The 21,062-nt window shown below is 69.8% G+C and carries 21 protein-coding genes and 1 tRNA gene; 7 read left to right on the top strand and 15 right to left on the bottom strand.

Annotated features, from left to right (window positions below):
• Window positions 1-15 precede the first annotated feature (15 nt).
• The 5 genes from BLR68_RS11640 to BLR68_RS11620 all read right to left on the bottom strand — a co-directional run bounded on the left by BLR68_RS11640 (window position 16) and on the right by BLR68_RS11620 (window position 5,389).
• Complete coding sequence (locus tag BLR68_RS11640; protein ID WP_256335382.1) at window positions 16-1,044, bottom strand: ABC transporter permease; 1,029 nt, start codon at window positions 1,042-1,044, stop codon at window positions 16-18.
• Window positions 1,037-2,023, bottom strand: coding sequence for an ABC transporter ATP-binding protein (locus tag BLR68_RS11635; RefSeq protein ID WP_018186555.1), 987 nt, complete (start codon window positions 2,021-2,023; stop codon window positions 1,037-1,039). Before BLR68_RS11635 ends, BLR68_RS11640 begins: the two co-directional genes overlap by 8 nt.
• A gap of 147 nt (window positions 2,024-2,170) precedes the next feature.
• Window positions 2,171-2,255 (bottom strand) — tRNA-Leu (locus BLR68_RS11630).
• A gap of 105 nt (window positions 2,256-2,360) precedes the next feature.
• A complete protein-coding gene (locus tag BLR68_RS11625; protein ID WP_018186554.1) occupies window positions 2,361-3,464 on the bottom strand; it encodes a VIT1/CCC1 transporter family protein in 1,104 nt (367 codons plus the stop codon).
• Between the two features lie 80 nt (window positions 3,465-3,544).
• Entirely contained in the window at window positions 3,545-5,389 is a 1,845-nt protein-coding gene (locus BLR68_RS11620) for a DEAD/DEAH box helicase (RefSeq protein WP_026302836.1), read from the bottom strand.
• A 98-nt stretch (window positions 5,390-5,487) separates the two neighbouring features.
• Between BLR68_RS11620 and BLR68_RS11615 the strand changes: the two genes are divergently transcribed.
• A complete protein-coding gene (locus tag BLR68_RS11615) occupies window positions 5,488-6,330 on the top strand; it encodes an SGNH/GDSL hydrolase family protein (RefSeq protein ID WP_018186552.1) in 843 nt (280 codons plus the stop codon).
• A 2-nt stretch (window positions 6,331-6,332) separates the two neighbouring features.
• On the opposite strand, the gene BLR68_RS11610 is transcribed toward BLR68_RS11615, so the two are convergent.
• Window positions 6,333-7,124, bottom strand: coding sequence for a TrmH family RNA methyltransferase (locus BLR68_RS11610; RefSeq protein ID WP_018186551.1), 792 nt, complete (start codon window positions 7,122-7,124; stop codon window positions 6,333-6,335).
• A gap of 89 nt (window positions 7,125-7,213) precedes the next feature.
• Between BLR68_RS11610 and BLR68_RS11605 the strand changes: the two genes are divergently transcribed.
• Window positions 7,214-8,059: a Sir2 family NAD-dependent protein deacetylase gene (locus BLR68_RS11605; protein ID WP_018186550.1), complete on the top strand. Its 846-nt coding sequence runs from the start codon at window positions 7,214-7,216 to the stop codon at window positions 8,057-8,059.
• 28 nt (window positions 8,060-8,087) lie between these two features.
• Window positions 8,088-8,693, top strand: a complete 606-nt coding sequence (locus BLR68_RS11600; protein ID WP_018186549.1) for a histidine phosphatase family protein — start codon at window positions 8,088-8,090, stop codon at window positions 8,691-8,693.
• A gap of 14 nt (window positions 8,694-8,707) precedes the next feature.
• On the opposite strand, the gene BLR68_RS11595 is transcribed toward BLR68_RS11600, so the two are convergent.
• Genes BLR68_RS11595 through pdhA form a run of 4 tightly spaced genes read right to left on the bottom strand, consistent with a single transcriptional unit; the run spans window position 8,708 to window position 13,318 of the window.
• On the bottom strand, window positions 8,708-9,862 hold the full coding sequence (locus tag BLR68_RS11595) for an acyl-CoA dehydrogenase family protein (protein ID WP_018186548.1): 1,155 nt from the start codon (window positions 9,860-9,862) through the stop codon (window positions 8,708-8,710).
• Between the two features lie 8 nt (window positions 9,863-9,870).
• Window positions 9,871-11,193: a dihydrolipoamide acetyltransferase family protein gene (locus BLR68_RS11590; protein WP_018186547.1), complete on the bottom strand. Its 1,323-nt coding sequence runs from the start codon at window positions 11,191-11,193 to the stop codon at window positions 9,871-9,873.
• Window positions 11,190-12,200 carry an alpha-ketoacid dehydrogenase subunit beta gene (locus BLR68_RS11585; protein WP_018186546.1) on the bottom strand — a complete coding sequence of 337 codons (1,011 nt, stop codon included), beginning with the start codon at window positions 12,198-12,200 and terminating at the stop codon, window positions 11,190-11,192. Before BLR68_RS11585 ends, BLR68_RS11590 begins: the two co-directional genes overlap by 4 nt.
• The gene (pdhA, locus tag BLR68_RS11580; protein WP_018186545.1) at window positions 12,197-13,318 is read right to left on the bottom strand and encodes a pyruvate dehydrogenase (acetyl-transferring) E1 component subunit alpha; all 1,122 of its coding nucleotides are present in this window, start codon (window positions 13,316-13,318) and stop codon (window positions 12,197-12,199) included. The genes BLR68_RS11585 and pdhA overlap by 4 nt, the downstream gene beginning before the upstream one ends.
• A 177-nt stretch (window positions 13,319-13,495) precedes the next feature.
• Here pdhA and BLR68_RS11575 point away from each other — a divergent pair, with 177 nt between their 5' ends.
• Window positions 13,496-13,969, top strand: a complete 474-nt coding sequence (locus BLR68_RS11575) for an Lrp/AsnC family transcriptional regulator (protein WP_018186544.1) — start codon at window positions 13,496-13,498, stop codon at window positions 13,967-13,969.
• On the opposite strand, the gene BLR68_RS11570 is transcribed toward BLR68_RS11575, so the two are convergent.
• Window positions 13,917-14,918 carry an EamA family transporter gene (locus BLR68_RS11570; protein ID WP_018186543.1) on the bottom strand — a complete coding sequence of 334 codons (1,002 nt, stop codon included), beginning with the start codon at window positions 14,916-14,918 and terminating at the stop codon, window positions 13,917-13,919. The genes BLR68_RS11575 and BLR68_RS11570 overlap by 53 nt on opposite strands.
• 91 nt (window positions 14,919-15,009) lie before the next feature.
• Between BLR68_RS11570 and BLR68_RS11565 the strand changes: the two genes are divergently transcribed.
• Window positions 15,010-15,567 (top strand): CGNR zinc finger domain-containing protein, encoded by a 558-nt coding sequence (locus BLR68_RS11565; RefSeq protein WP_018186542.1) that lies wholly within the window; start codon window positions 15,010-15,012, stop codon window positions 15,565-15,567.
• Here BLR68_RS11565 and BLR68_RS11560 read toward each other — a convergent pair.
• Window positions 15,527-16,423 (bottom strand): alpha/beta fold hydrolase, encoded by an 897-nt coding sequence (locus BLR68_RS11560; RefSeq protein WP_018186541.1) that lies wholly within the window; start codon window positions 16,421-16,423, stop codon window positions 15,527-15,529. The genes BLR68_RS11565 and BLR68_RS11560 overlap by 41 nt on opposite strands.
• Before the next feature lie 87 nt (window positions 16,424-16,510).
• On the opposite strand from BLR68_RS11560, the gene BLR68_RS11555 reads away from it, so the two are divergent.
• On the top strand, window positions 16,511-17,338 hold the full coding sequence (locus tag BLR68_RS11555) for an exonuclease domain-containing protein (protein ID WP_018186540.1): 828 nt from the start codon (window positions 16,511-16,513) through the stop codon (window positions 17,336-17,338).
• Window positions 17,339-17,398: 60 nt separating this feature from the next.
• On the opposite strand, the gene BLR68_RS11550 is transcribed toward BLR68_RS11555, so the two are convergent.
• The 3 genes from BLR68_RS11550 to glgA all read right to left on the bottom strand — a co-directional run bounded on the left by BLR68_RS11550 (window position 17,399) and on the right by glgA (window position 19,734).
• Window positions 17,399-17,650, bottom strand: coding sequence for a type B 50S ribosomal protein L31 (locus BLR68_RS11550; RefSeq protein ID WP_018186539.1), 252 nt, complete (start codon window positions 17,648-17,650; stop codon window positions 17,399-17,401).
• Between the two features lie 80 nt (window positions 17,651-17,730).
• Window positions 17,731-18,516, bottom strand: a complete 786-nt coding sequence (locus BLR68_RS11545) for an ABC transporter ATP-binding protein (protein ID WP_018186538.1) — start codon at window positions 18,514-18,516, stop codon at window positions 17,731-17,733.
• Window positions 18,517-18,525: 9 nt separating this feature from the next.
• A complete protein-coding gene (gene glgA / locus BLR68_RS11540) occupies window positions 18,526-19,734 on the bottom strand; it encodes a glycogen synthase (RefSeq protein ID WP_018186537.1) in 1,209 nt (402 codons plus the stop codon).
• 76 nt (window positions 19,735-19,810) lie between these two features.
• On the opposite strand from glgA, the gene glgC reads away from it, so the two are divergent.
• Entirely contained in the window at window positions 19,811-21,055 is a 1,245-nt protein-coding gene (gene glgC, locus BLR68_RS11535) for a glucose-1-phosphate adenylyltransferase (RefSeq protein WP_018186536.1), read from the top strand.
• The last annotated feature ends 7 nt before the right edge of the window (window positions 21,056-21,062 follow it).

The raw sequence follows: 21,062 nt of genomic DNA, 5'->3' as shown, positions 1-21,062 counted from the left end.
CGCGACGCGTCATGCTCACCGCTCGCGGTCGTCCCAGATGAACAGCCGAGCCGCCAGGATGCCGGCGGCGAGCGTCGTCACGAGCATCAGCCCCCAGTAGAGGAACAGGAGCCCTCCGCTGGTCGTGTCACCCGCGAGGTCGGCTGCGGCGGCGCGCATGTACCAGGTGGTGGGCAGACCGTTGAGCACCCACGTCACCGGCTCGGGTATGAGGTGGGAGGGCAGAACGGACCCCGAAGCGAAGATCGCCATCACCGGCAGCACGGCGGCGAGATTGTTCACCGTCTCCGCGCGCCGCGTCCGAGACGCGAGCAGATAGGCGAGCGCGAAGAACATGGCGACGCCGAGCAGCATCGTGAACAGGAGGCGGAAGAGCTGCCAGAGCTGCGAGTATCCCAGGATCATCGAGGTCGCGTGGATCGTCACGATGACGAACAGCGCGAAGATCAGGCGCGAGGGGGTGAGGGCGGCGATGAAGGTGAACTTGCTGGCGGGCGTGGTTCCGAGGAGACGGAGGGTGCCGTTCTCGCGCATCCTCGTGAGCGGAACGGACGTTCCGATGAAGGTGATGGCCAGCAGCCCGATGCACGACAACGCAGCGAGGTTCGCCCGGAGCAGGTCGATCCACACCTCACCGTCAGTGTCCGTCACCGAGTAGGCAGTCCCGGTGCGCTCCACGGCCGCCGCCACCGCCAGCCATTGCGGGTCCGCCTCGGCGTCCAGGACGATGGCGACACCGTTGCGCGCCGCGGCGATCGTGACGTTGGCCGAGGCTTCCTCCTCTTCGGCCACCATGATGCCGGCCGACTCCAGTTCGCGGGCGATCGGAGCACTCTGCGGCACGGCGCTGTCGATCACGACCACCGGATCCGCTCGGCCGCCGACGTTGACCACGAAGTTGAGCCCGATGATCAGCAGGAAGAAGAAGAAGAAGGTGAACAGGATCGAGAACGCGCCTTTTCGGTCCCGGTAGAGGTCCTTGGCGCTCGCCGTCGCCAGCTCCACGAACGCAGAGCGCGGCTCGTATTTCGCGGTGTCAGGCATCGCCGTCGCGCCCTTCGTCGATCTCACGGGCATCCCGGACGATCGACAGGTAGAGATCTTCCAGCGTGGGACTCACGACGCGATAGGACCGGCCGCGAATCTGACGATCCCGCGTCAACAACTCCAACGCCCCATCCGGGTCGGCTGTCGCGTGGCTGACGTGGAATCCTCGAGCATCCTGGGACCACGTCACGGTGTCGGCAGGGAGCACCGATCGTGTGCGACTCAGAGCTTCCTCGCTCACGACGTCGAAGGTCAGCGTCGATCTCCCTCCGTCGATGAGTTCTGCGGGCGGCCCATCTGCCCGGATCCGTCCGGCAACGACGATGACGACTCGATCGCAGATCTGGGCGGCCTCGGCCATGTCGTGCGTGGAGAAGATGATGGTGGTGCCGTCCCGGGCGAGCGATCGGATGAGCTCCAGCAGGTGCTTCCTCGCCTCGGGATCGAGCCCGGCGGACGGCTCATCGAGGATGACGATCTCGGGAATGCCGATGATGGCGACCGCGAGCAGCAGGCGTCGCAGCTGACCGCCCGAGAGGTCGCGTGCGCGGACATCGACCTGCTCCGAGAGGCCCAGGTCGGCGATCACCTGCGCAACGTCCCGATGGGACGAGTGGAACGAGGCGTACAACCTGACCGTCTCTCGGACGGACAGGTATCCGAACACGCTGGCTGACTGCGGTTGCACCGACACGCGCCGGGTGGTCTGACGTCGCTCCCGTCGAGGATCCACGCCGAGGACGGAGACCTCCCCCGATGTCGATGCCCGCAAGCCGGCGACGGTCTCCAGCAGAGTCGACTTGCCGGCACCATTGGGCCCGAGTATGCCGACGACCGTTCCTCGAGAGATCTCGAGGTCGACGTCGTCGAGCGCCGTGCGCCGTCCGTACCGCTTCGTCAGCCGCCTCACCGACACCACCGACGCACGTTCGCGGTCGATGGTCGTGAGAGCGGGCTGGGCGGGATCGCGGTCCATGTCCACAGTCCAGGGCAAGGCGCTCGAGAACGCCTCCCCCACGGGGATGACGCCTCTCCCCCTCACAGGGGAGAGGTGCCTCGTCAGCGACACCGCACCGATCCGAAACGAGAAATGGGCCCCTTTCGGGACCCATTTCTTCCTCTGTGCGCGAGGGGGGACTTGAACCCCCACGCCCTATTCGGGCACTAGCACCTCAAGCTAGCGCGTCTACCTATTCCGCCACCCGCGCAGAGTTTTTTCCCTTTGTTTCCTCCGGGATTTCGGTTTCGCAACCGAGGATCGACAGTAGCACGTTCTCGGCGGTGCGGATAATCGGGCCGACTGTCCGGTCCGCCTACGCCGCGGACACACCGAACAGGAGACCCAGCAGGTACGTGATCGCCGCCGCACCGAAACCGATCGCCAGCTGACGCAGTCCCCGGCGAAGGGGCGGTGCACCCGAGAGCAGACCGACCGTCGCCCCGGTCAGGAGCAGCGCCAGGCCCACCAGGGCGAGTGCCAGGGTCACGGCCGCGAGGCCGGAGAGCCCGAAGATCCACGGCAGGACCGGGATGACCGCGCCCGAGGCGAAGAACGCGAAGCTGGAGGCCGCGGCCCCGAAGGCGGAGCCGACGGACTCGAGGTCGGCGGGCGGCTCGGCGGCGCGACGGTAGGGGACGGCACGGTCGCTCGCCTGTGCGGTCGCGACGACCTGTCGCGCCCGCTCCAGCGCCTCTTCCTCGTCGAGTCCCCGCGTCCGGTAGACGAGAGCGAGTTCGTTCGCGTCGAGGTCGAGATCGGGGAGGACGTGGTCGGTGTCGTTGTTCGGATGCGTCGCCTCGATGAGCTCCCGCTGCGACCGGACCGAGACGAACTCCCCCGCGGCCATCGACAGCGCGCCGGCCAGCAGACCCGCGATGCCGCTGAAGAGGACGAACTGCGGCGCGACGCCCGTCGCCCCGATGCCCATCACGAGGGCGAGGTTGGAGACGAGACCGTCATTGGCGCCGAAGACGGCGGCGCGGAACGTGCCCGACAGTCGCATGCGGCCCCGCGCGGCGAGTCCACGGACGACTTCGCCGTGGATCTTCTCATCTGCGCGCATGGCCGGGGTGGCGTGGGGGTCGTCGTCGTACGGCGAGCGGTTCTCGGCGTTCTGGGCGAGCGCCAGGACGAAGATCGACCCGAACCGGCGGGCCATCGTCGCCAGCAGTCGCGTTCGAATGGACGCCTGCGGGAGCCGCTCGGGCTCCCCGCCGAGGAGGCCCAACCAGTGGGCTTCGTGGCGCCCCTCCGCGTCGGCGAGCGCGTCGAGGATCTCGCGCTCCTCCCCCGACTTCCGAGCGGCGAGCTCGCGGTACACGCGCGCTTCGGCACGTTCGTCCGAGAGGTAGGCGGCCCACCGCCGGCGATCTCGCGGGGTGGCGTCGGGCAGGGGCGTCGCGTTCATCGTGCTCATGTCCCTTTCACGGTAGCCACGGCGAACCGCGGGAACCGCCCGAAAGCCGGAACTGCCAGCATTTCGGGGTTCCGAAGGGGTCAGGAGTGGACGCGCTTGCGCAGGACCTCGATGCGCGCCTGCAGCTGTGCGACCGTCGCGCGGGCGACCTCGGGGCCGCCGCAGATCCGTCGGAGCTCGGCGTGCACGGCGCCGTGCGGCTCGCCGCTCTGCCGGGCGTACAGCCCGACGAGGCTGTTGAGCAGCTGCCGCTGTTCGCGGAGCGTGCGGTGGAGGGCGGGGGGCAGCGTGTTCTCCGGCTCGCCGGTCGCGTCGGCCGTCGTCTTTTCCTGCGCCTCCCGCGCGTGGCGGTGACGGGTCTGCCGCGACTGCCGCTGCATCAGCAGCTCGTGCACGTGCTCGGGCTCGAGGAGCCCGGGGATCCCGAGGAACTCCTCCTCCTCCAGCGTCCCCGGCACGGCCAGCTGACCGAACTCCTTGCCGTCGTAGAGCACCCGATCGAAATGCGCCGTCGATCCGAGCGCCTGGTAGCTGCCCTCCTCGATGAGCGAGTCTGACGCCTTGTCCTCGCGCTCCGCCTCTTCGAGCAGCGAGTCCTCGAGGCCGTCGTCGTCGCTCTCCTCGCGATCGAGCGCGTGGTCGCGCTCGCGCTCCATCTCGTTCGCGAGGGCGAGCAGCTGGGGGACGTTGGGGAGGAACACGGATGCCGCTTCGCCGCGACGTCGTGCGCGGACGAAGCGCCCGATGGCCTGCGCGAAGAAGAGCGGTGTCGACGCACTCGTCGCGTAGACGCCGACTGCGAGCCGCGGCACGTCGACGCCCTCGGACACCATGCGGACCGCGACCATCCACCGCGTCGTCGACTGCCCGAAGGTCTCGATGCGCCCCGACGCGGCCTTGTCGTCCGAGAGGACGACCGTGGTCGGCTCCCCCGTGATGTCGCGGAGGATCGCGGCGTAGGCGCGCGCGGCCGTCTGATCCGTCGCGATGACCAGGCCCCCGGCATCCGGGACGTCCTGTCTCACCTCGGTGAGGCGGCGGTCGGCCGAACGCAGGACGGCCGAGATCCACTCCCCCTCGGGGTTGAGCGCCGTCCGCCACGCCTGGGAGTTGATGTCCTTCGTGTTGTCCTGGCCGAGGTGGGCTTCGTATTCGTCGCCCGCCTTCGTCCGCCACTTCATCTGCCCGGCGTAGACGTGGAAGAGCACGGGACGCACGACGCCGTCGGCCAGCGCCCGGCCGTAGCCGTAGTTGTAGTCCGTCCGCGACAGGCGGATGCCCTTGTCGTTCGGGTGGTACTCGACGAACGGGATGGGCGCGGTGTCGCTGCGGAACGGGGTCCCCGACAGCAGCAGGCGCCGCGTCGCGCGGCCGTACGCCTCGCGGAGCGCGTCGCCCCAGCTGAGCGCGTCGCCGCCGTGGTGGACCTCGTCGAGGATCACCAGGGCGCGGGAGTCGAGGACGAGTCGCTCGTGGACGGATGCCTTCACCGCGACCTGCGCGTAGGTGACGGCGACCCCGTGGTAGTGCCGCGCCGGCGAGAAGTGCTTGTTGCTGAACCGCGGGTCGAGGCGGATGGAGACACGAGCTGCGGCATCCGCCCACTGGGTCTTCAGGTGTTCGGTCGGGGCGACAACGATGATGCGGTCGATGATCCGCCGCCGCAACAGCTCGCTCGCGAGACGGAGGGCGAAGGTCGTCTTGCCGGCGCCGGGGGTCGCGGCGGCGAGGAAGTCACGCGGGCCCCCGCCGATCCCGTCGGGTCCGTCCATCTCGAAGTAACGCTCGAGGGCCTCGGCCTGCCAGGCACGGAGGTTCTGCGCCGTGCCCCACGGCGCACGCTGCGGGAAGGCGGGAGAGAGGTGCTCGGCGGCGAAACTCCCGAAGTGGGGCTCGTCCGGGGCCGCCCCCTCTTCGCTCGTCATCTCGCTCGTCACGTCGATCCACCCTAATCGCGCCCAGGGACACCGGTCGTCGATCGGGACCGGCGGCATCCGGCGGGTAGCCTCGATGCGGAGGTGCCATGCGCGAGAACGACCAGGCCCCGGATGAGAACCGGTCGCCGTACATACCGAACGCGACCGCCCACCCCTGGCGGCGCATGGTCTCGATCGGAGACTCCTTCACCGAAGGCATCGGCGATCCCTACCCGGATCGCCCCGGTGAGCACCGCGGTTGGGCCGACCGCGTCGCGGCCGTGCTGGCCTCGCAGGTCGACGATTTCGCCTACGCGAACCTCGCGATCCGCGGCAAGCTCATCCGCCAGATCGTCGACGCTCAGATCGAGCCCGCCCTCGCGCTGAAGCCCGACCTCATCACCCTCTCGGCCGGCGGCAACGACGTGATCCGTCCGCAGGGCGATCCGGATGCTGTCGCGGAGCTGTTCGAGGATGCCGTCGCCCGCCTCTCATCGCAGGGCGCGACGCTGCTGGTCTTCACCGCGATTGACACCGAGTTCACGCCGGTCTTCCGCGGCATCCGCGGTCGCGTCGCGATCTACAACGAGAACATCCGGGCGATCGCCGACCGCTACGACTGCATCGTGGCCGACCAGTGGGCGTTGAAAGAGGTGCAGGACATGCGCTTCTTCGACGACGACCGCCTGCACTACAACTCCCTCGGACATCACGAGGTCGCACGCATGGTGCTCCGCGCGCTCAACGTGCCGAACGACCTGCAGCCGATGTCGCCCGAGGCCCTGCCACCGACCACGTGGCGGGCGGCCCGCGCGAACGATCTCGTGTGGGCGCGGGCGCACTTCGTCCCGTGGGTGCTGCGACGCCTGCGCCACCAGTCGTCGGGAGACAACGTCACGGCCAAGCGCCCCGACGCGCTGCCGTTCTCGTCGACGCACTCCGGCGACTGAGTTCAGCGCAGGGCCCAGAGGGCGACCGCCGCCGCGGATGCGACGTTGAGCGAGTCGACACCGCCCGCCATCGGGATGGTGACGATCGAATCGGCCACCGCGAGCGCTGAGGCGGACAAACCCTCCCCCTCGGACCCCATGAGGATCGCAAGCTTCCCGGGCCGGGCTGCGGCGAACGCGTCGAGCGACACGGCGTCGTCGGCCAGCGCCATCGCCGCCAGGTGCACTCCCGCGGCCGCGAACAGGGACGCGGCGGCATCCCACTCGGGAAGGCGCGCCCACGGCACCTGGAAGACCGTTCCCATGCTGACCCGGACGCTGCGACGGTAGAGCGGGTCTCCGCACCGGGGCGAGACGAAGACGGCATCGGCGCCCAGCGCCGCGGCGGCTCGGAAGGCGGCCCCGACGTTGGTGTGGTCGACGATGTCCTCGAGGACGACGACCGTCCGGGAGTGCTCGAGGAGCTGCGCGGGATCGGGCTGCACCGGCCGATGCATGGCGGCGAGCGCTCCTCTGTGGACCGCGAACCCGGTCACCTGCTCCGCAACGGTGTCGGGGACGACGTAGACGGGCGCGTCACCGGCGAGAACCGCGACGTCGTCGATCCATTTCTCCTGCACGAGCACGGACCTGGGCCGATGCCCGGCACCCACCGCGCGGGAGATCACCTTCGCCGATTCGGCGATGTAGAGGCCGCCCTCGGGCTCGGCGATCCGGCGCAGCGCCGTGTCGGTGAGTCCCCGGTAGTCCGACAGACGCGGATCCGACGGATCGTCGATGCGGATCGTCGTCATGGCCCCATGCTGTCATGGGCGGGCTGTCATGGGCGGTGGTGACCTCCGCGAAACGACGACGGCGTAGGCTCGATCCCCTGAGGAGGGCCATGAGCGTGCTGGACCTGGATGCCGAGACGACGGCTGCCGTGGAACGCGCGGCCGACGCGCTCGCCGGGCACCGTGTCGCCGTTCTCACGGGCGCCGGTGTCTCGACGGATTCGGGCATCCCGGACTACCGCGGCAAGGGCGCTCCTGTCCGGACCCCCATGACTGCTCAGCAGTTCCTCGCCGACGACTCGTCGCGCCGGCGCTACTGGGTCGGCAGCCACCTCGGGTGGCGGACGTTCGCCGCCGCCGCCCCCAACGAGGGACACCGTGCTCTAGCGGCGCTCGAGCACGCCGGCATCGCGTCGGGCGTCATCACGCAGAACGTCGACGGCCTGCACGTGCGGGCCGGCAGCCGGCGGGTGGTCGAACTCCACGGCACGATGCGGCGCGTCTCGTGCCTGCACTGCGGCCAGGTCTTCGACCGCCGCGACCTGGCCGTGCGGATCGAGCGCGACAACCCCTGGATCACGGTGCCCGAGAACGTCGAGCTCGGTCCCGACGGCGACGTCCTGCCCGCTGCGAGCGACGGCTTCGTCATCCCCGACTGCTCCGTCTGCGGCGGGATGCTGAAGCCCGAGGTCGTGTTCTTCGGCGAGTACATCCCGCTCGAGAAGTTCCGCGAAGCCGAGCAGCTCGTCCGTTCGAGTACGGCGCTGCTGATCGCCGGATCCTCCCTGGTCGTGAACTCCGGCATCCGGCTCCTCGACCGCGCCCGCCGCCGGCGGCTGCCCATCGTGATCGTCAACCGCGGCGAGACGCGCGGCGACCCGCGCGCAACCGTCAAGATCGACGCCGGGACCTCCGAGGTGCTCACGGTCCTCGGGCGCGAGCTCGCCGGCCGGTGAGGCTGCCGCCTCGTCGTAGGCTCGTCCGGTGACCCTTCTCACCCTCGTGCGCCACGGCGAGACCGACTGGAACCGCGCCCGCCGGATCCAGGGGTCGACCGACATCCCCCTGAACGACACCGGCCGGGAGCAGGCCCGCGCCGCGGGGATCGCCCTCGCGGATGCACTCGACCGGTCCACACCGACCGTCATCGTCTCGAGCGACCTGTCACGGGCCAACGAGACCGCGCGCATCATCGCCGGCATCCTCGACCTGCCCGAACCGCGCACGTACCCCGCACTTCAGGAGCGTGGCTACGGGGATGCCGAGGGACTCACCGACACCGAGTTCTTCGACCGCTGGGGGCCCTGGGCGACCGCGGAGGTCCCGGGCGCCGAGCCCTGGCCGGAGGTCACGACCCGAGCACTGCGCGGGATCCAGGAAGCGGTCGCCGATGCCCGAGCGCTGGTCGCGCCCGACGAGCCGCACGTCATCGCGGTGGCCCACGGCGCGCTCATCCGCACCGTGATCTCCCACGCGACCTCGGGCGAGTACCCCGAGCCGGGCCACAAGCTCGCCAACGGATCTGCGCACACCTTTCGCGTCGAGGACGACTGGCTGTCGCTCCTGACCTCGTCAGCACTACCCGTCTGACACGTTCGCCGGGTTCAGGCGAGGCCGAGCGATCGGGCGATGAGGAGCAGCTGCACCTCGGTCGTCCCCTCCCCCACCTCCAGGATCTTCGAGTCGCGGAAGTGCCGCGCAACGGGGTACTCGTTGATGAACCCGTTGCCGCCGAAGATCTGCGTCGCGTCGCGGGCGTTGTCCATCGCCGCATCGCTCGAGGTGAGCTTCGCGATGGCCGCCTCGGTCTTGAACGGGCGCCCCGCGTCGCGCAGGCGTGCCGCGTGCAACCAGGCGAGACGGGACACGTGGACGCGCTGCTGCATGCGCGCGAGCATGAACTGGATGCTCTGGCGCGTTCCCAGCGTCTCGCCGAACACGACACGGCTCTTCGCGTAGTCGACGGCCGCCTCGAGGCATCCCTCCGCCGCCCCGGTGGCGAGTGCCGCGATCGCGATGCGGCCCTCGTCGAGGATGTGGAGGAAGTTCGCGAACCCGCGCCCGCGCTGCCCGAGGATGTTCTCCTCGGGCACCCGCGCGCCCGTGAAGACGAGCGGATGCGTGTCGCTCGCGTGCCAGCCGACCTTGTCGTATGCGGGACCGACGGTGAACCCCGGCGTGCCGTGCGGAACGATGATCGTCGAGATCTCGCGCGCCGCGGCGCCCGGCTCGCTCGTCACGGCGGTGACCGTCACGAAGCGGGTGATGGGGGTGCCCGAGTTGGTGATGAACTGCTTCGCGCCGTCGATCACCCAGTCGGCGCCGTCGAGGCGCGCCGTCGTGCGGGTGGCCCCGGCATCCGATCCCGCCTCCGGCTCGGTCAGCCCGAAGCCGGCGAGCGCGCGCCCGGCCAGCAGGTCGGGCAGGTACTCCTCGCGCTGCGCGTCGGTCCCGAAGCGGAAGATCGGCATGGCGCCGAGACTCACCCCCGCCTCGAGCGTGATCGCGATCGACTGGTCCACGCGGGCGAGCGCCTCGATCGCGAGCCCCAAGGTGACGTAGTCACCGCCCTGGCCGCCGACCTCGTCGGGGAACGGCAACCCGAACAGTCCCATGTCGCCCATCTGCGCGATGACGTCCATCGGCAGCGTCTTGGTGCGGTCGGCCTCGTACGAGACCGGCGCGACCACCTCGTCGGCGAACGAGCGGACGAGCCCGGCCAGCTCGACCTGCTCCTCCGTGAGGTCGTATCCCGTCATCGGCAGACTCATGCGAACACCATCGCCCTTCCCGGCTCACGCAACACGTCGGCCACGTCGGTGAGGAACCGGGCCGCTTCGGCCCCGTCCACCAGCCGGTGGTCGAACGACAGACTCAGTGTCATGACGTCGCGCAGGGCGACGCCTCCCTCGTACTCCCACGGACGGCGCTGCACGGCGCCGAGGCCGAGGATGCCGGCCTCCCCCGGGACGAGGATGGGTGTCCCGGCATCGACGCCGAACACCCCGTAGTTCGTGATCGAGAAGGTCCCGCCCGACAGATCGGCGGGCGTCGCCTTGCCCGCCCGCGCCGTGTCGGCGAGGGTGCGGATCGACTGGGCGAGGTCGACGAGCGACAGCGCACCGGCATCCTTCACCGACGGAACGACGAGCCCGCGGTCGGTCGCTGCGGCGATGCCGAGGTTCACCCGCCCGTATCGGACGATCTCGCCGGCCGCCTCGTCCCAGGTCGCGTTGAGCTCGGGGGTCCGGCGGAGGGCGAGGCACACGGCCTTCGCGGCGACCGCCATGATCCCGATGCGGGCGTCGGCGTAGCGCCGGTCGGCGCGCAGTCCCGCCACGAAGGCGACGGATGCCGTCACGTCGACCGTCAGGAACGTCGCCGCGTGCGGGGCCGTGAACGCGGAGCGCACCATCGCGTCGGCGGTGTGCTTGCGGACGCCGCGGATCGGGATCCGCTCATCCACGGGCGAGGTCGCCATCGGCGCGACAGGGGCGGCGGATGCCGGGGCCACCGCCGCAGACTCCGCGGGATTCCGTGCCGCATAGGACTCCACGTCCTCGCGCGTGATGATGCCGTCGACTCCCTGCGCCGCCACGAGATCGAGATCGACCCCGAGGTCGCGGGCGAGTTTGCGCACCGGCGGGGTGGACCGGGGACGCTCGCGCGGCTCGCGCTCGGCAGGGGCGGTCTCGATCGCGTCGTGCGGGGCCGCTTCGCGGACGGCCAGGTCGACGACCTCTCCGCCTGCCCCTGCCCGCGCACGCCGCTGCGGGCGCGCGTCGCTACGCGGCGCGGCCCCGTAGCCGACGAGGTTCGGCTCGCGCTTCGGCTCAGGTGCATCGACTGCCCCGGCGATGTCGAACGCGATCAGCACCTCGCCGACCGGGACGACATCCCCCTCGGCGTGGTGGATGGCGAAGACCGTGCCGGCGAACGGCGACGGCAACTCGACGACCGCCTTGGCGGTCTCGACCTCGGCGATCGTCTGATTGAGAGCGACCTCGTCGCCGGGGGCGACGTGCCACTGCACGATCTCTGCTTCGCGCAGTCCCTCGCCGAGGTCGGGAAGACGGAACTCGGTGATCACGCGGTCACCTCCGGAACGCCCGAGGGGCGGCCCAGCACCCGGTCGACGGCATCCAGGATGCGGTCGAGGTCGGGCAGGTGATGCTGCTCGAGCTTCGCCGGCGGATAGGGGATGTCGTGGCCCGTCACCCGCAGCGGCGGCGCTTCGAGGTAGTGGAAGCACTTCTCGGTGATGCTCGCGATCACCTCCGCGCCGACGCCCGCCTCACGGGCCGCCTCGTGCGTGACCACGACCCGCCCGGTCCGCCGGACGGATGCCGCGACCGTGCCGTAGTCCACGGGCGACAGCGACCGGAGGTCGATGACCTCGAGGGAGATCCCCTCGTCCTCGGCGGCGAGCGCGGCATCCAGCGCCGTCGTCACCTGGGCGCCGTAGGTCACGACGGTGACGTCCGTGCCTTCGCGGACCACCCGCGCGAGGCCCATCGGGGCGGCGTCGGCGATGTCGGCGTCGAGGTCGACCTCGCCCTTGGCGTGGTACAGCCGCTTCGGTTCGAAGAAGACGACGGGGTCGTCGCTCGCGATCGCCTGACGGAGCATCGTGTACGCGTCCTGCGGGTTCGACACCGCGACGACACGGAGGCCGGCCGTGTGCACGAAGTACGCCTCGGGCGACTCGGAGTGGTGCTCGGCCGCGCCGACCCCGCCCGCCCACGGGATGCGGATCGTGATCGGCATCTTCACGCGGCCCTGCGTCCGGTAGTGGAGCTTCGCGACCTGACTGACGATCTGGTCGAAAGCGGGGTAGACGAAGCCATCGAACTGGATCTCCACGATCGGGCGGAACCCCCGGAACGCGAGCCCCACGGCGGTCCCGACGATCCCCGACTCGGCGAGCGGGGTGTCGACGACCCGGCGCGGACCGAATTCGGACTGCAGACCGTCCGTTATGCGGAACACACCACCGAGGCGGCCGATGTCCTCCCCCATGACGAGGGTCTTGTCGTCCTCGGCGAGCGCACGGCGCATGGCGGCGGTGAGGGCCTTGCCCATCGTCATCTCGGTCATCGTGCGCCTCCGCCCGAGAAGCCGTCGAGGTACACGGCGAAGCGGGCGCGCTGCTCGTCGAGCCCGCTGTGCGGTTCGGCGTACACCTGGTCGAACACCCGCAGGGGCTCGGGAGCCCCGGCACCCACGACGGCGCTGCGCATCGCCGCGGTGAAACGGTCGGCATCCGCGGTCAACGTCTGGGCGAAGGCGTCGTCGAACGCACCGAGCGAACGCAGGTACGACTCGACGCGGGCCAGCGGATCGCGGGCCTTCCAGTGCGCTACCTCGTCGGCGTCGCGGTAGCGGGTCGGATCGTCCGAGGTCGTGTGGGGGCCGACGCGGTAGGTGACGGCCTCGAGGTAGGCGGGACCGCGGCCGCTGCGGGCGTGGTCGGCGGCCCAGCGCATCGCGGCGATGCAGGCGAGGACGTCGTTGCCGTCGACACGCAGGCTCGGGATGCCGAAGCCCGGCGCGCGGTGGGAGATCGGCGTCCGCGACTGCAACTGCACGGGCTCGGAGATCGCCCACTGGTTGTTGGAGCAGACGAAGACGACGGGGACGCCGTACGAGGCCGCGAAGATCATCGCCTCGTTGACATCGCCCTGACTCGTCGCCCCGTCCCCGAAGTAGGCCACCGCGACCTGGTCGCCGCCGTCGCGCTGGATGCCCATGGCGTAGCCGACGGCGTGCAGGCTCTGCGCCCCGATGATGATCTGCGGGTTCGCGACGTGCACGTCGAACGGGTTCCAGCTCGCGTGCTGCGCACCGTGCCAGACCATCACGAAGTCCTTCGGCTGCACGCCGCGGACGACCTCGATGCCGATCTCGCGGTAGCTCGGGAAGAGGAAGTCGTCGTCGTGGCACGCCCACGCGGTACCGACCTGGACGGCCTCCTGACCCTGCGCCGGCGCCCACAGGCCCAGATGCCCTTGCCTCTGAAGGGCGACGCCCTCGGCGTCGAGCCGGCGTGAGAGGAACATGTCGCGGTACACCTGGCGGAGCATGGGGGCATCGACGTCGGCGGCCCACGGGTCCAGCCGCTCGTCGCGCACGCGGCACCCCTCGTGGTCGAGCAGGCGGGCCACATCCTCGGTATCGCTCGCCAGTGCGGCGGCGGGGGTCAGAGTGTCGGTCATCATCGTCCCTCTCTGATCGCGGACGCGCGTCTTGTGGACGGGCGACCGGCGCAGAACACCGGCTTCGTCGCCGGATGATGCGACACTAAGCCGACATCGCACCTCGCTCAAGCATCGAGCGGAACATTGAGCAGGATGCGTAAGCAGCCAACGTGGCCCCTGCTATGGTGTGGCACTATGAGCGCCCTCGACCACGTGGATCTCGAGCTGTTGAACGCCCTCGCCGAAGATCACCGGGCCACTGTGGTCGCGCTCGCGGAGCGCTTGGGGCTCTCGCGGAACACCGTTCAGGCGCGCATGGCGAAGCTCGAACGCTCCGGTGTCTTCCTCTCCTACGAACGGGCCATGTCCCCCGCCGCGCTCGGATACGCGATCGACGCGATCCTTCACGTGCAGGTGCGTCAGGCGGATCTGCCGCGCATCACGGCGGAGTTGCAGGAGATTCCCGAGGTCGTGCAGTGCCACGGCATGAGCGGACCGGTCGACCTCCTGGTCCGCGTCGCAGCGCGTGACACGCAGCACCTCTTCGACATCGACGCTCGCATCCTCGCGATCGACGGCGTCGAACGCACCGAGACGTCGCTCGCGATGGGCGAGGTCATCGGATACCGGGTGCGACCTCTCCTGGCAGCGGCTCGGCGGGGGAACTGACATCCGCGGGCGCGCGCTCCTCGAGGCGGACGAGGATCACGCCCGCGAGGATGAGCGCACCGCCCGCGAACTGCACGCCTGCCGGCGCCTCCCCCAGCAGCAGCCATGCGAAGCTCAGCGCGAACAGCACTTCCGAGAGCCCGACGAACGACGCCAACCGCGACCCGATACGGGGAACGGCCATGATGCCGAGCGCGTACCCGGTCGCGGTGCACAGTCCCACGAGCACGAGCGGGACGAGCGGCGAGACGGTCGCCCCCAGCACGTCCACGGCAGCGGCCGACGCCGAGAGGGGCAGGATGCCGACGGCCGCGAGCAGCAGGATCGTCACCGTGCCGATGAGCAGCCCGCCCGCGGCGAGCGACAGCGGCGGCAGATCGTCGCCGGTCCGCTCGCTCATCACGAAGTAGACGCAGGCGCACACCGCTGCGAGGAGCGCGAACACGGTGCCCAGCAGGTCGAAACGCGCGCCGGCGATGTCCACCACGAGGACGAGGCCGGTCATCGCGACGACGGAACCCACGATCACGACGCGCGAGGGAGCACGGCGGGTCCGCGCCCACACGAAGAGGACGAGCATGACGGGCGCGAGGTACTGGATCAGCAGGGCGATGCCCACCGGCATCCGCTGCAGGGCGGAGAAGTAGAAGATCTGGCAGCCGACCACGGGGATCAGCCCGAAGGCGACGAGCGAGAGCCAGTGCACGCGGAGGAAGTCGCGCCGTCGGACGAGCGTCCGGATGAGCCCGGGCGAGAGCACGAGGCCGGCCACCCCCATCCGGATGGCGAGCACGGCCGCGAGCGACCACCCGCCCTCGAGCAGCGGCTTGGCGATGGGACCGCTGACCGAGAACGTCAGCGCGCTGACGACGGCCAGGACCAGCCCGCTCGGCGGCACCGTGCCGCGCGCCGGAAGCGCGGAAGGCCGGACGGACATCGTGCGAGTCATCTGCTGTCCTCAGGGGCGAGATCGATTCGTCATGACCTAAGTGTCATTACACTGGTGACACTAGCGATGGCACGCGTCAGGAGTCAACACCATGTTCATCCATGACACGGAAAATGCGTTGCGCGCGGCGACCGCGCTCGTGAACTCCCTCCCCGAGATCGACGGCGAGGGGGTGGACAGACTCGCGAACCTCGACGACATGACCGAGTTCCTGCAGGAGTATCCGTACACGGGAGCGATCCGCCGCGACGATGTCGAGCTGGACCAACTCCGCTCCGCTCGGTCGCAACTGCGTCAGCTCTGGACCGGCGACCGCGTCGCCGCGGTGCCGATCGTCAATGCCATGCTCCGTGACGGCCGGGCGCTCCCCCAGCTCGTCATCCACGACGGCTACGACTGGCACATCCACGCCACCGACGACGCCGCACCGCTCGCCACCCGCATCACCGTCGAGGTGGCCATGGCCTTCGTCGACGTCATCCGTTCCGACGAGTTCGACCGCGTGCGCGTCTGCTCAGCTGACGACTGCGAGGCCGTCTACATCGATTACTCGAAGAACGGCTCGAAGCGCTACTGCGACACCGGCAACTGCGGCAACCGCATGAACGTCAACGCGTACCGTCGGCGTAAGGCCGAAGAAAGCGCGTGATGGCGGATGCCGCAGCCCGCGGCGTCTCGTAGTGGATCAGGTGCCCCACCTGGGGGATGACGACGAGGTCGGCATCCCGGAACATCTGCTGCAGCTCGAACTGGGCCGACAGCGGCGTGATGTCGTCGTTCTCGGCCGCGATGAGGAGCGTCGGGACGTCGATGCGCCCGGCGGCTTCGCGCACGTCGTGCGACACCGAGGTGACGAACGCCTCGTGCAGGGTGTCGCGGTCGGCGAACCGCGAGAAGTAGGTGTCGTGCTGGTCGTGGATGAAGGCGCGGAGGCCACGGTCCCGCGTCTTGGCCATCGCGACGCTCGTCACCCGCACGATGACACGGTTGCGCAGCAGCGCGTCGCCGAGCGGCCGGGGCAGCCGCGCGCCGGCCCAGTAGTAGAAGATCGCGAGGCGCGTGAGGATGCCGCGGGGCCCCTCGAGCGCGGGCGCCCCGATGGGGTTCACGAGGATCAGTCGCGGCGTCGCGAGCCCGCGTGCAACGGCCGCCGACGAGACGATCGAGCCGAAGGAGTGCCCGAGGACGACCGCCCCGGGTGCGACCTCGTCGGCGAAGGCGGTCAGCCACGACGCGTAGGCGTCGAGATCATGCCGGCCCGCGAACGCCGGGGTCTCACCGAAGCCGGGGAGGTCCGGCGAGATCACGCGGATGCCGTCGAGCTGCGCCACGATCGGTTCGAGACCGTGGTGGTCGCCGCGGAAGCCGTGGACCGCGAGGATCGTGGTCTCGGCATCCGCCGGTCCGTAGACCCAGTACGCCGTCGGAGTACCCGCGACGGTCACCTCGTGTCGCTCGACGGGGACGGCCGCGAGGCGCTCGGCGTACGGATTCACGGCAGTCACCCGTTGAGTCTACGAGGGGGCGATCCGCCTCCTGCCCGGCGGCGCGTCGTCCGACCCGATGTCCGCGGTCGACCGTAGCGTCGGAGCATGGGCGCTTGGCACGAACTTCCGCTGTGGGATGACGACACGTGGGACGAGGCCGCTCCTGCTGAGGTCGCCTCCGCGATCGCCCGCCCCGAGCCCGCCACGGTCGAGTCCGTCGTGGTCGCCGAGGTCCCCACCGAATCCGTCTCGCCGGGTCCGTGTGCGGGCCCGCTGGGCGTCTTCGACCTCGAGACGACCGGTATCGACGTCCGCTCCGACCGGATCGTCAGCGCCCACGTCGGCGTGCTCGACGCTTCCGGCGCCGTGATCGACGCGCGCACCTGGCTCGCAGACCCCGGGGTCGAGATCCCCGCAGGGGCGACGGCGGTCCACGGCATCACGACCGAGCGGGCCCGCACCGAGGGCCGCCCTGCCGCGGAGGTCGTCGCCGAGGTGACCGCCACGCTGCGCGACCTGTTCGCCGCCGGCATCCCGGTCGTCGCCTACAACGCGCCCTTCGACTTCTCGCTGCTCAAATACGAGGGCATCCGTCACGGTGTCGCGCCGATCGAGTCACCGTCGCCGGTCATCGACCCGCTCGTCGTCGACAAGACCTACGACCGGTACCGCCGCGGCAAGCGCACGCTCGAGGTCGTCGCCGCGCACTACTTCGTCGCCCTCGAAGGGGCGCACGACGCCGCGGCCGATGCGATCGCCGCGGGCCGCGTCGCGCAGGCGATCGCCGCGCGCTTCGACCTCGATGTCTCGGCTCACGACCTCCACACGCAGCAGGTGGCCTGGGCGCGTGCGCAGGCCGAGAGCCTCACCGAGTACTTCGTCCGCATCGGCCGACTCGACGCCGACGTGGACGGCAGCTGGCCGATCCGCTGACCGGGCCGCATCCGGAAACGACGAAGGCCCCGCCGGAGCGGGGCCTTCGAGGACGGCTGCTTACTTGCTGCCGAAGTTCTTGAAGCGCTGGTTGAACTTCTCGACGCGACCGGCCGAGTCCATGATGCGCTGCTTGCCCGTGTAGAACGGGTGCGAAGCGGACGAGATCTCGACGTCGATGACCGGGTAGGTCTCGCCGTCCAGCTCGATCGTCTTGTCGCTCGAGACCGTCGAACGGGTCAGGAAGGTCTCGCCGGAGCCGAGGTCGCGGAAAACGACGGCGCGGTACTCGGGGTGGATGTCAGTCTTCATTGGGTTCCTCACGAAGTGCCCTGGATTTTGCCAGGAGCGGGTGAAAGTCTGCAGCGCGAACGCGCCAACGCAAGATTCTATCAGGATGCCGCGCGCGCGGCGAACCGGCCGTCCTCCGACGTCAGCGTGATCGGCATCCCGAAGGTCGCCGTCAGGTTCTCCGCCGTCAGGGTCTCCGCGATCGGTCCCTGGGCGACCGCGGCGCCGTCGCGCAGCAGGAGGACGTGCGTGAAGCCGACGGGGATCTCCTCGACGTGGTGCGTGACCATGATCATCGCGGGCGTCGACTCCTCCTTCGCATACCCGCTCAGCAGGCTCAGGAGCTCTTCGCGGGCGCCGAGGTCGAGGCTCGCTGTGGGCTCGTCGAGCAGGAGGAGCTCTGGGTCGGTCATGACGGCGCGCGCGATCTGGACGCGCTTCTGCTCCCCGTCCGAGAGGGTGCCGAAGGTGCGGTCGGCCAGGTCGGCGAGACCCCACTCCCCGAGGACCCGTCGCGCACGACGCTCGTCGATCGCCTCGTAGTCCTCGCGCCAGCGTCCGACCACGGCGTAGGCAGCGGTCAGGACGACGTCGAGGACCGTCTCGTCCTGCGGCACCCGCTTGGCCATGGCCGACGAGGCGAACCCGATCCGGGGGCGGAGGTCGAACACGTCAGTGCGCCCGAGGACCTCGTCGAGGACGGTGACCGTGCCCGAACTCGGGTGGGCGAGGGTCGCGGCGAGCTGGAGCACCGTGGTCTTGCCGGCACCGTTGGGGCCGAGGACGACCCACCGCTGATCCGCGTCGACGGTCCAGTCGATCCCGTCGACGATGTTGCGGGCATTGCGGCGGACGACGACGTCGGCGAGTTCGAGCACCTGAGGCATGCTCCCAGCCTATCGACCGGCTGAGCCCCGGCCGGTCGTGGCGACCTCTCGGTACAGTTCCGCCGTGGCATCCGCGATCGCTTCCCAGCTGAAGTCGGATGCCGCCCGCTCGCGACCGGCCCGGCCGTAGGCGCGGGCCTTCTCGGGGTCGGACACGACCTCGGTCAGCGTCGCGGCCAGGTCGGCGACGAAACGATCGGGATCGACCGGTGTTCCCGTGCCGTCCTCGACCTGGTCGATCGGGACGAGGCGCCCCGTGACGCCGTCGATGACGACCTCCGGGATGCCGCCGGTCGCCGTCCCGACGACTGCGGCGCCGCACGCCATCGCCTCAAGGTTGACGATGCCGAGGGGCTCGTAGATCGACGGGCAGACGAACGTGGTGGCCGAGGTCAGAATGGCGCAGAGATCCGGCCGCGGCAGGAACTCCTCGATCCACACGACACCGTCGCGCGTCTCCTGGAGCTTCCGGACCAGACCCTGGACCTCCGCCATGATCTCCGGGGTGTCGGGAGCGCCGGCGCAGAGGACGAGCTGCACCTCGGGCGGCAGGAGCTCCGCCGCCCGCAGGAAGTACGGCAGGCCCTTCTGACGTGTGATGCGGCCGACGAAGACGACCGACGGCCGCGACGGGTCGATATCCCAGCGCGACAGGAGCTCCGGATCCTCGCGGGGCTGCCAGGCCTCGACGTCGATCCCGTTGTAGATGACCCGCACCTTGGCCGGGTCGAGGGCGGGGTAGCTCCGCAGGATGTCGCGCCGCATCCCGTCGCTCACGGCGACCACGGCGGCGGCGTTCTCGTAGGCGGTGCGCTCCACGAAGCTCGAGACGGCGTACCCGCCGCCGAGCTGCTCGGCCTTCCACGGACGCAGGGGCTCGAGCGAGTGGGCGGTGACGATGTGAGGGATACCGTGCAGCTTCGAGGCCAGGAATCCGGCGAAGTTGGCGTACCAGGTGTGACTGTGCACGACGTCGGCGCCGGCGACGTCGCCGACGATCTCGAGATCGGTGCCGAGCGTCTGCACCGCGGCGTTGGCCTCGATGAGTCCCTCGGGGACCGCGTACGAGGTGGTGTCCGGCTCGTCGCGCGGAGCGCCGAACGCGCGGACCTGAACCTCCATACGCGATCGCAGCGCCGAGACGAGTTCGGTGACGTGGACCCCCGCACCGCCGTAGATCTCCGGCGGGTACTCCTTCGTGACGATGTCGACGCGCATGGACCGAACTCTAGGCCACGCGGAACACGCGCCAAAGTCCTCGCTTGCCCGTTGCAAATCGCCTTAGTGTGAGCACATGCCAGCATCACCCAAGGTCCTCGGTATCGTCCTCGCCGGTGGCGAGGGCAAGCGCCTCATGCCGCTCACCCAGGATCGCGCGAAACCCGCCGTCCCCTTCGGCGGGCAGTACCGTCTCATCGACTTCGCGATCTCCAACCTCATCAACTCGGAGCTCCGTCAGATCGTCGTCCTGACGCAGTACAAGTCGCACAGCCTCGACCGCCACGTCTCGCAGACGTGGCGCATGTCGGCGCTGCTGGGGTCGTATGTCACGTCCGTGCCCGCACAACAGCGTTTGGGGAAGCGGTGGTTCTCCGGCTCCGCCGACGCCATCCTGCAGTCGCTGAACCTCATCCACGACGAGAAGCCCGACATCGTCGCGGTCATCGGCGCCGACCACGTCTACCGCATGGACTTCCAGCAGATGATCGACGCGCACATCGCGTCGGGAGCCCGCGCTTCGGTCGCCGGCATCCGCCAGCCGATCGGCCTCGCGAACCAGTTCGGCGTCATCGACGTCGATCCCGCAGACGGCATCACGATCCGAGACTTCCTCGAGAAGCCCCAGAATCCCGCGGGCCTCCCCGACAACCCGGGCGAGGTGCTCGCGTCGATGGGCAACTACATCTTCGACACCGACGCCCTCATCGAGGCCGTCGAAGCGGACGGCGAACTGCCCACGTCCAACCACGACATGGGCGGCGACATCATCCCCTACTTCGTCTCGCGCGGCGAGGCGGCGGTCTACGACTTCAAGCGCAACGACGTGCCGGGGTCCACCGACCGCGACCGCGACTACTGGCGCGACGTGGGCACGATCGATTCCTTCTTCGACGCGCACATGGATCTGATCTCCGCGCTGCCGATCTTCAACCTCTACAACATGGATTGGCCCATCCGCTCGCAGTCGGTCAACTCCCCGCCCGCGAAGTTCGTCCGCGACGGGGTGGGCCGCATCGGGAACGCGATCGACTCGATCGTGTCGCTCGGATGCGTCCTGTCGGGAACACACCTCGAGCGGAGCGTCCTCGGTCCCTGGACCCTGTCGGGCGGCGGATCGACCATCACCGACTCGGTCCTCTTCGACCACGTGAGTGTCGGCGCCGGCGCCCGCGTGCACCGCGCGATCCTCGACAAGAACGTCGTCCTCGAGCCGGGTGCGACGGTGGGCGTGGACCGGGAGCTCGACCTCTCCCGCGGGTTCACCGTCACCGACAGCGGACTCACCGTCGTCGGCAAGAACATCCGCATCCCGTCCTGACGGACGT

Origin of the sequence: Microbacterium sp. 77mftsu3.1 (assembly GCF_900100525.1) — a bacterium.
GTDB lineage: Bacteria > Actinomycetota > Actinomycetes > Actinomycetales > Microbacteriaceae > Microbacterium > Microbacterium aquilitoris.
Note: the sequence above shows the minus strand (reverse complement) of the source record. Positions and strands in the feature narration are given on the sequence as shown.

What these genes read in the sequence shown, in the direction of transcription:
- BLR68_RS11640 (WP_256335382.1), bottom strand. Translation starts at nt 1,044, where the DNA reads ATGCCTGACACCGCGAAATACGAGCCGCGCTCTGCGTTCGTGGAGCTG.
- BLR68_RS11635 (WP_018186555.1), bottom strand. Translation starts at nt 2,023, where the DNA reads ATGGACCGCGATCCCGCCCAGCCCGCTCTCACGACCATCGACCGCGAA.
- BLR68_RS11625 (WP_018186554.1), bottom strand. Translation starts at nt 3,464, where the DNA reads ATGAGCACGATGAACGCGACGCCCCTGCCCGACGCCACCCCGCGAGAT.
- BLR68_RS11620 (WP_026302836.1), bottom strand. Translation starts at nt 5,389, where the DNA reads ATGACGAGCGAAGAGGGGGCGGCCCCGGACGAGCCCCACTTCGGGAGT.
- BLR68_RS11615 (WP_018186552.1), top strand. Translation starts at nt 5,488, where the DNA reads ATGCGCGAGAACGACCAGGCCCCGGATGAGAACCGGTCGCCGTACATA.
- BLR68_RS11610 (WP_018186551.1), bottom strand. Translation starts at nt 7,124, where the DNA reads ATGACGACGATCCGCATCGACGATCCGTCGGATCCGCGTCTGTCGGAC.
- BLR68_RS11605 (WP_018186550.1), top strand. Translation starts at nt 7,214, where the DNA reads ATGAGCGTGCTGGACCTGGATGCCGAGACGACGGCTGCCGTGGAACGC.
- BLR68_RS11595 (WP_018186548.1), bottom strand. Translation starts at nt 9,862, where the DNA reads ATGACGGGATACGACCTCACGGAGGAGCAGGTCGAGCTGGCCGGGCTC.
- BLR68_RS11585 (WP_018186546.1), bottom strand. Translation starts at nt 12,200, where the DNA reads ATGACCGAGATGACGATGGGCAAGGCCCTCACCGCCGCCATGCGCCGT.
- pdhA (WP_018186545.1), bottom strand. Translation starts at nt 13,318, where the DNA reads ATGACCGACACTCTGACCCCCGCCGCCGCACTGGCGAGCGATACCGAG.
- BLR68_RS11575 (WP_018186544.1), top strand. Translation starts at nt 13,496, where the DNA reads ATGAGCGCCCTCGACCACGTGGATCTCGAGCTGTTGAACGCCCTCGCC.
- BLR68_RS11570 (WP_018186543.1), bottom strand. Translation starts at nt 14,918, where the DNA reads ATGACTCGCACGATGTCCGTCCGGCCTTCCGCGCTTCCGGCGCGCGGC.
- BLR68_RS11565 (WP_018186542.1), top strand. Translation starts at nt 15,010, where the DNA reads ATGTTCATCCATGACACGGAAAATGCGTTGCGCGCGGCGACCGCGCTC.
- BLR68_RS11555 (WP_018186540.1), top strand. Translation starts at nt 16,511, where the DNA reads ATGGGCGCTTGGCACGAACTTCCGCTGTGGGATGACGACACGTGGGAC.
- BLR68_RS11550 (WP_018186539.1), bottom strand. Translation starts at nt 17,650, where the DNA reads ATGAAGACTGACATCCACCCCGAGTACCGCGCCGTCGTTTTCCGCGAC.
- BLR68_RS11545 (WP_018186538.1), bottom strand. Translation starts at nt 18,516, where the DNA reads ATGCCTCAGGTGCTCGAACTCGCCGACGTCGTCGTCCGCCGCAATGCC.
- glgA (WP_018186537.1), bottom strand. Translation starts at nt 19,734, where the DNA reads ATGCGCGTCGACATCGTCACGAAGGAGTACCCGCCGGAGATCTACGGC.
- glgC (WP_018186536.1), top strand. Translation starts at nt 19,811, where the DNA reads ATGCCAGCATCACCCAAGGTCCTCGGTATCGTCCTCGCCGGTGGCGAG.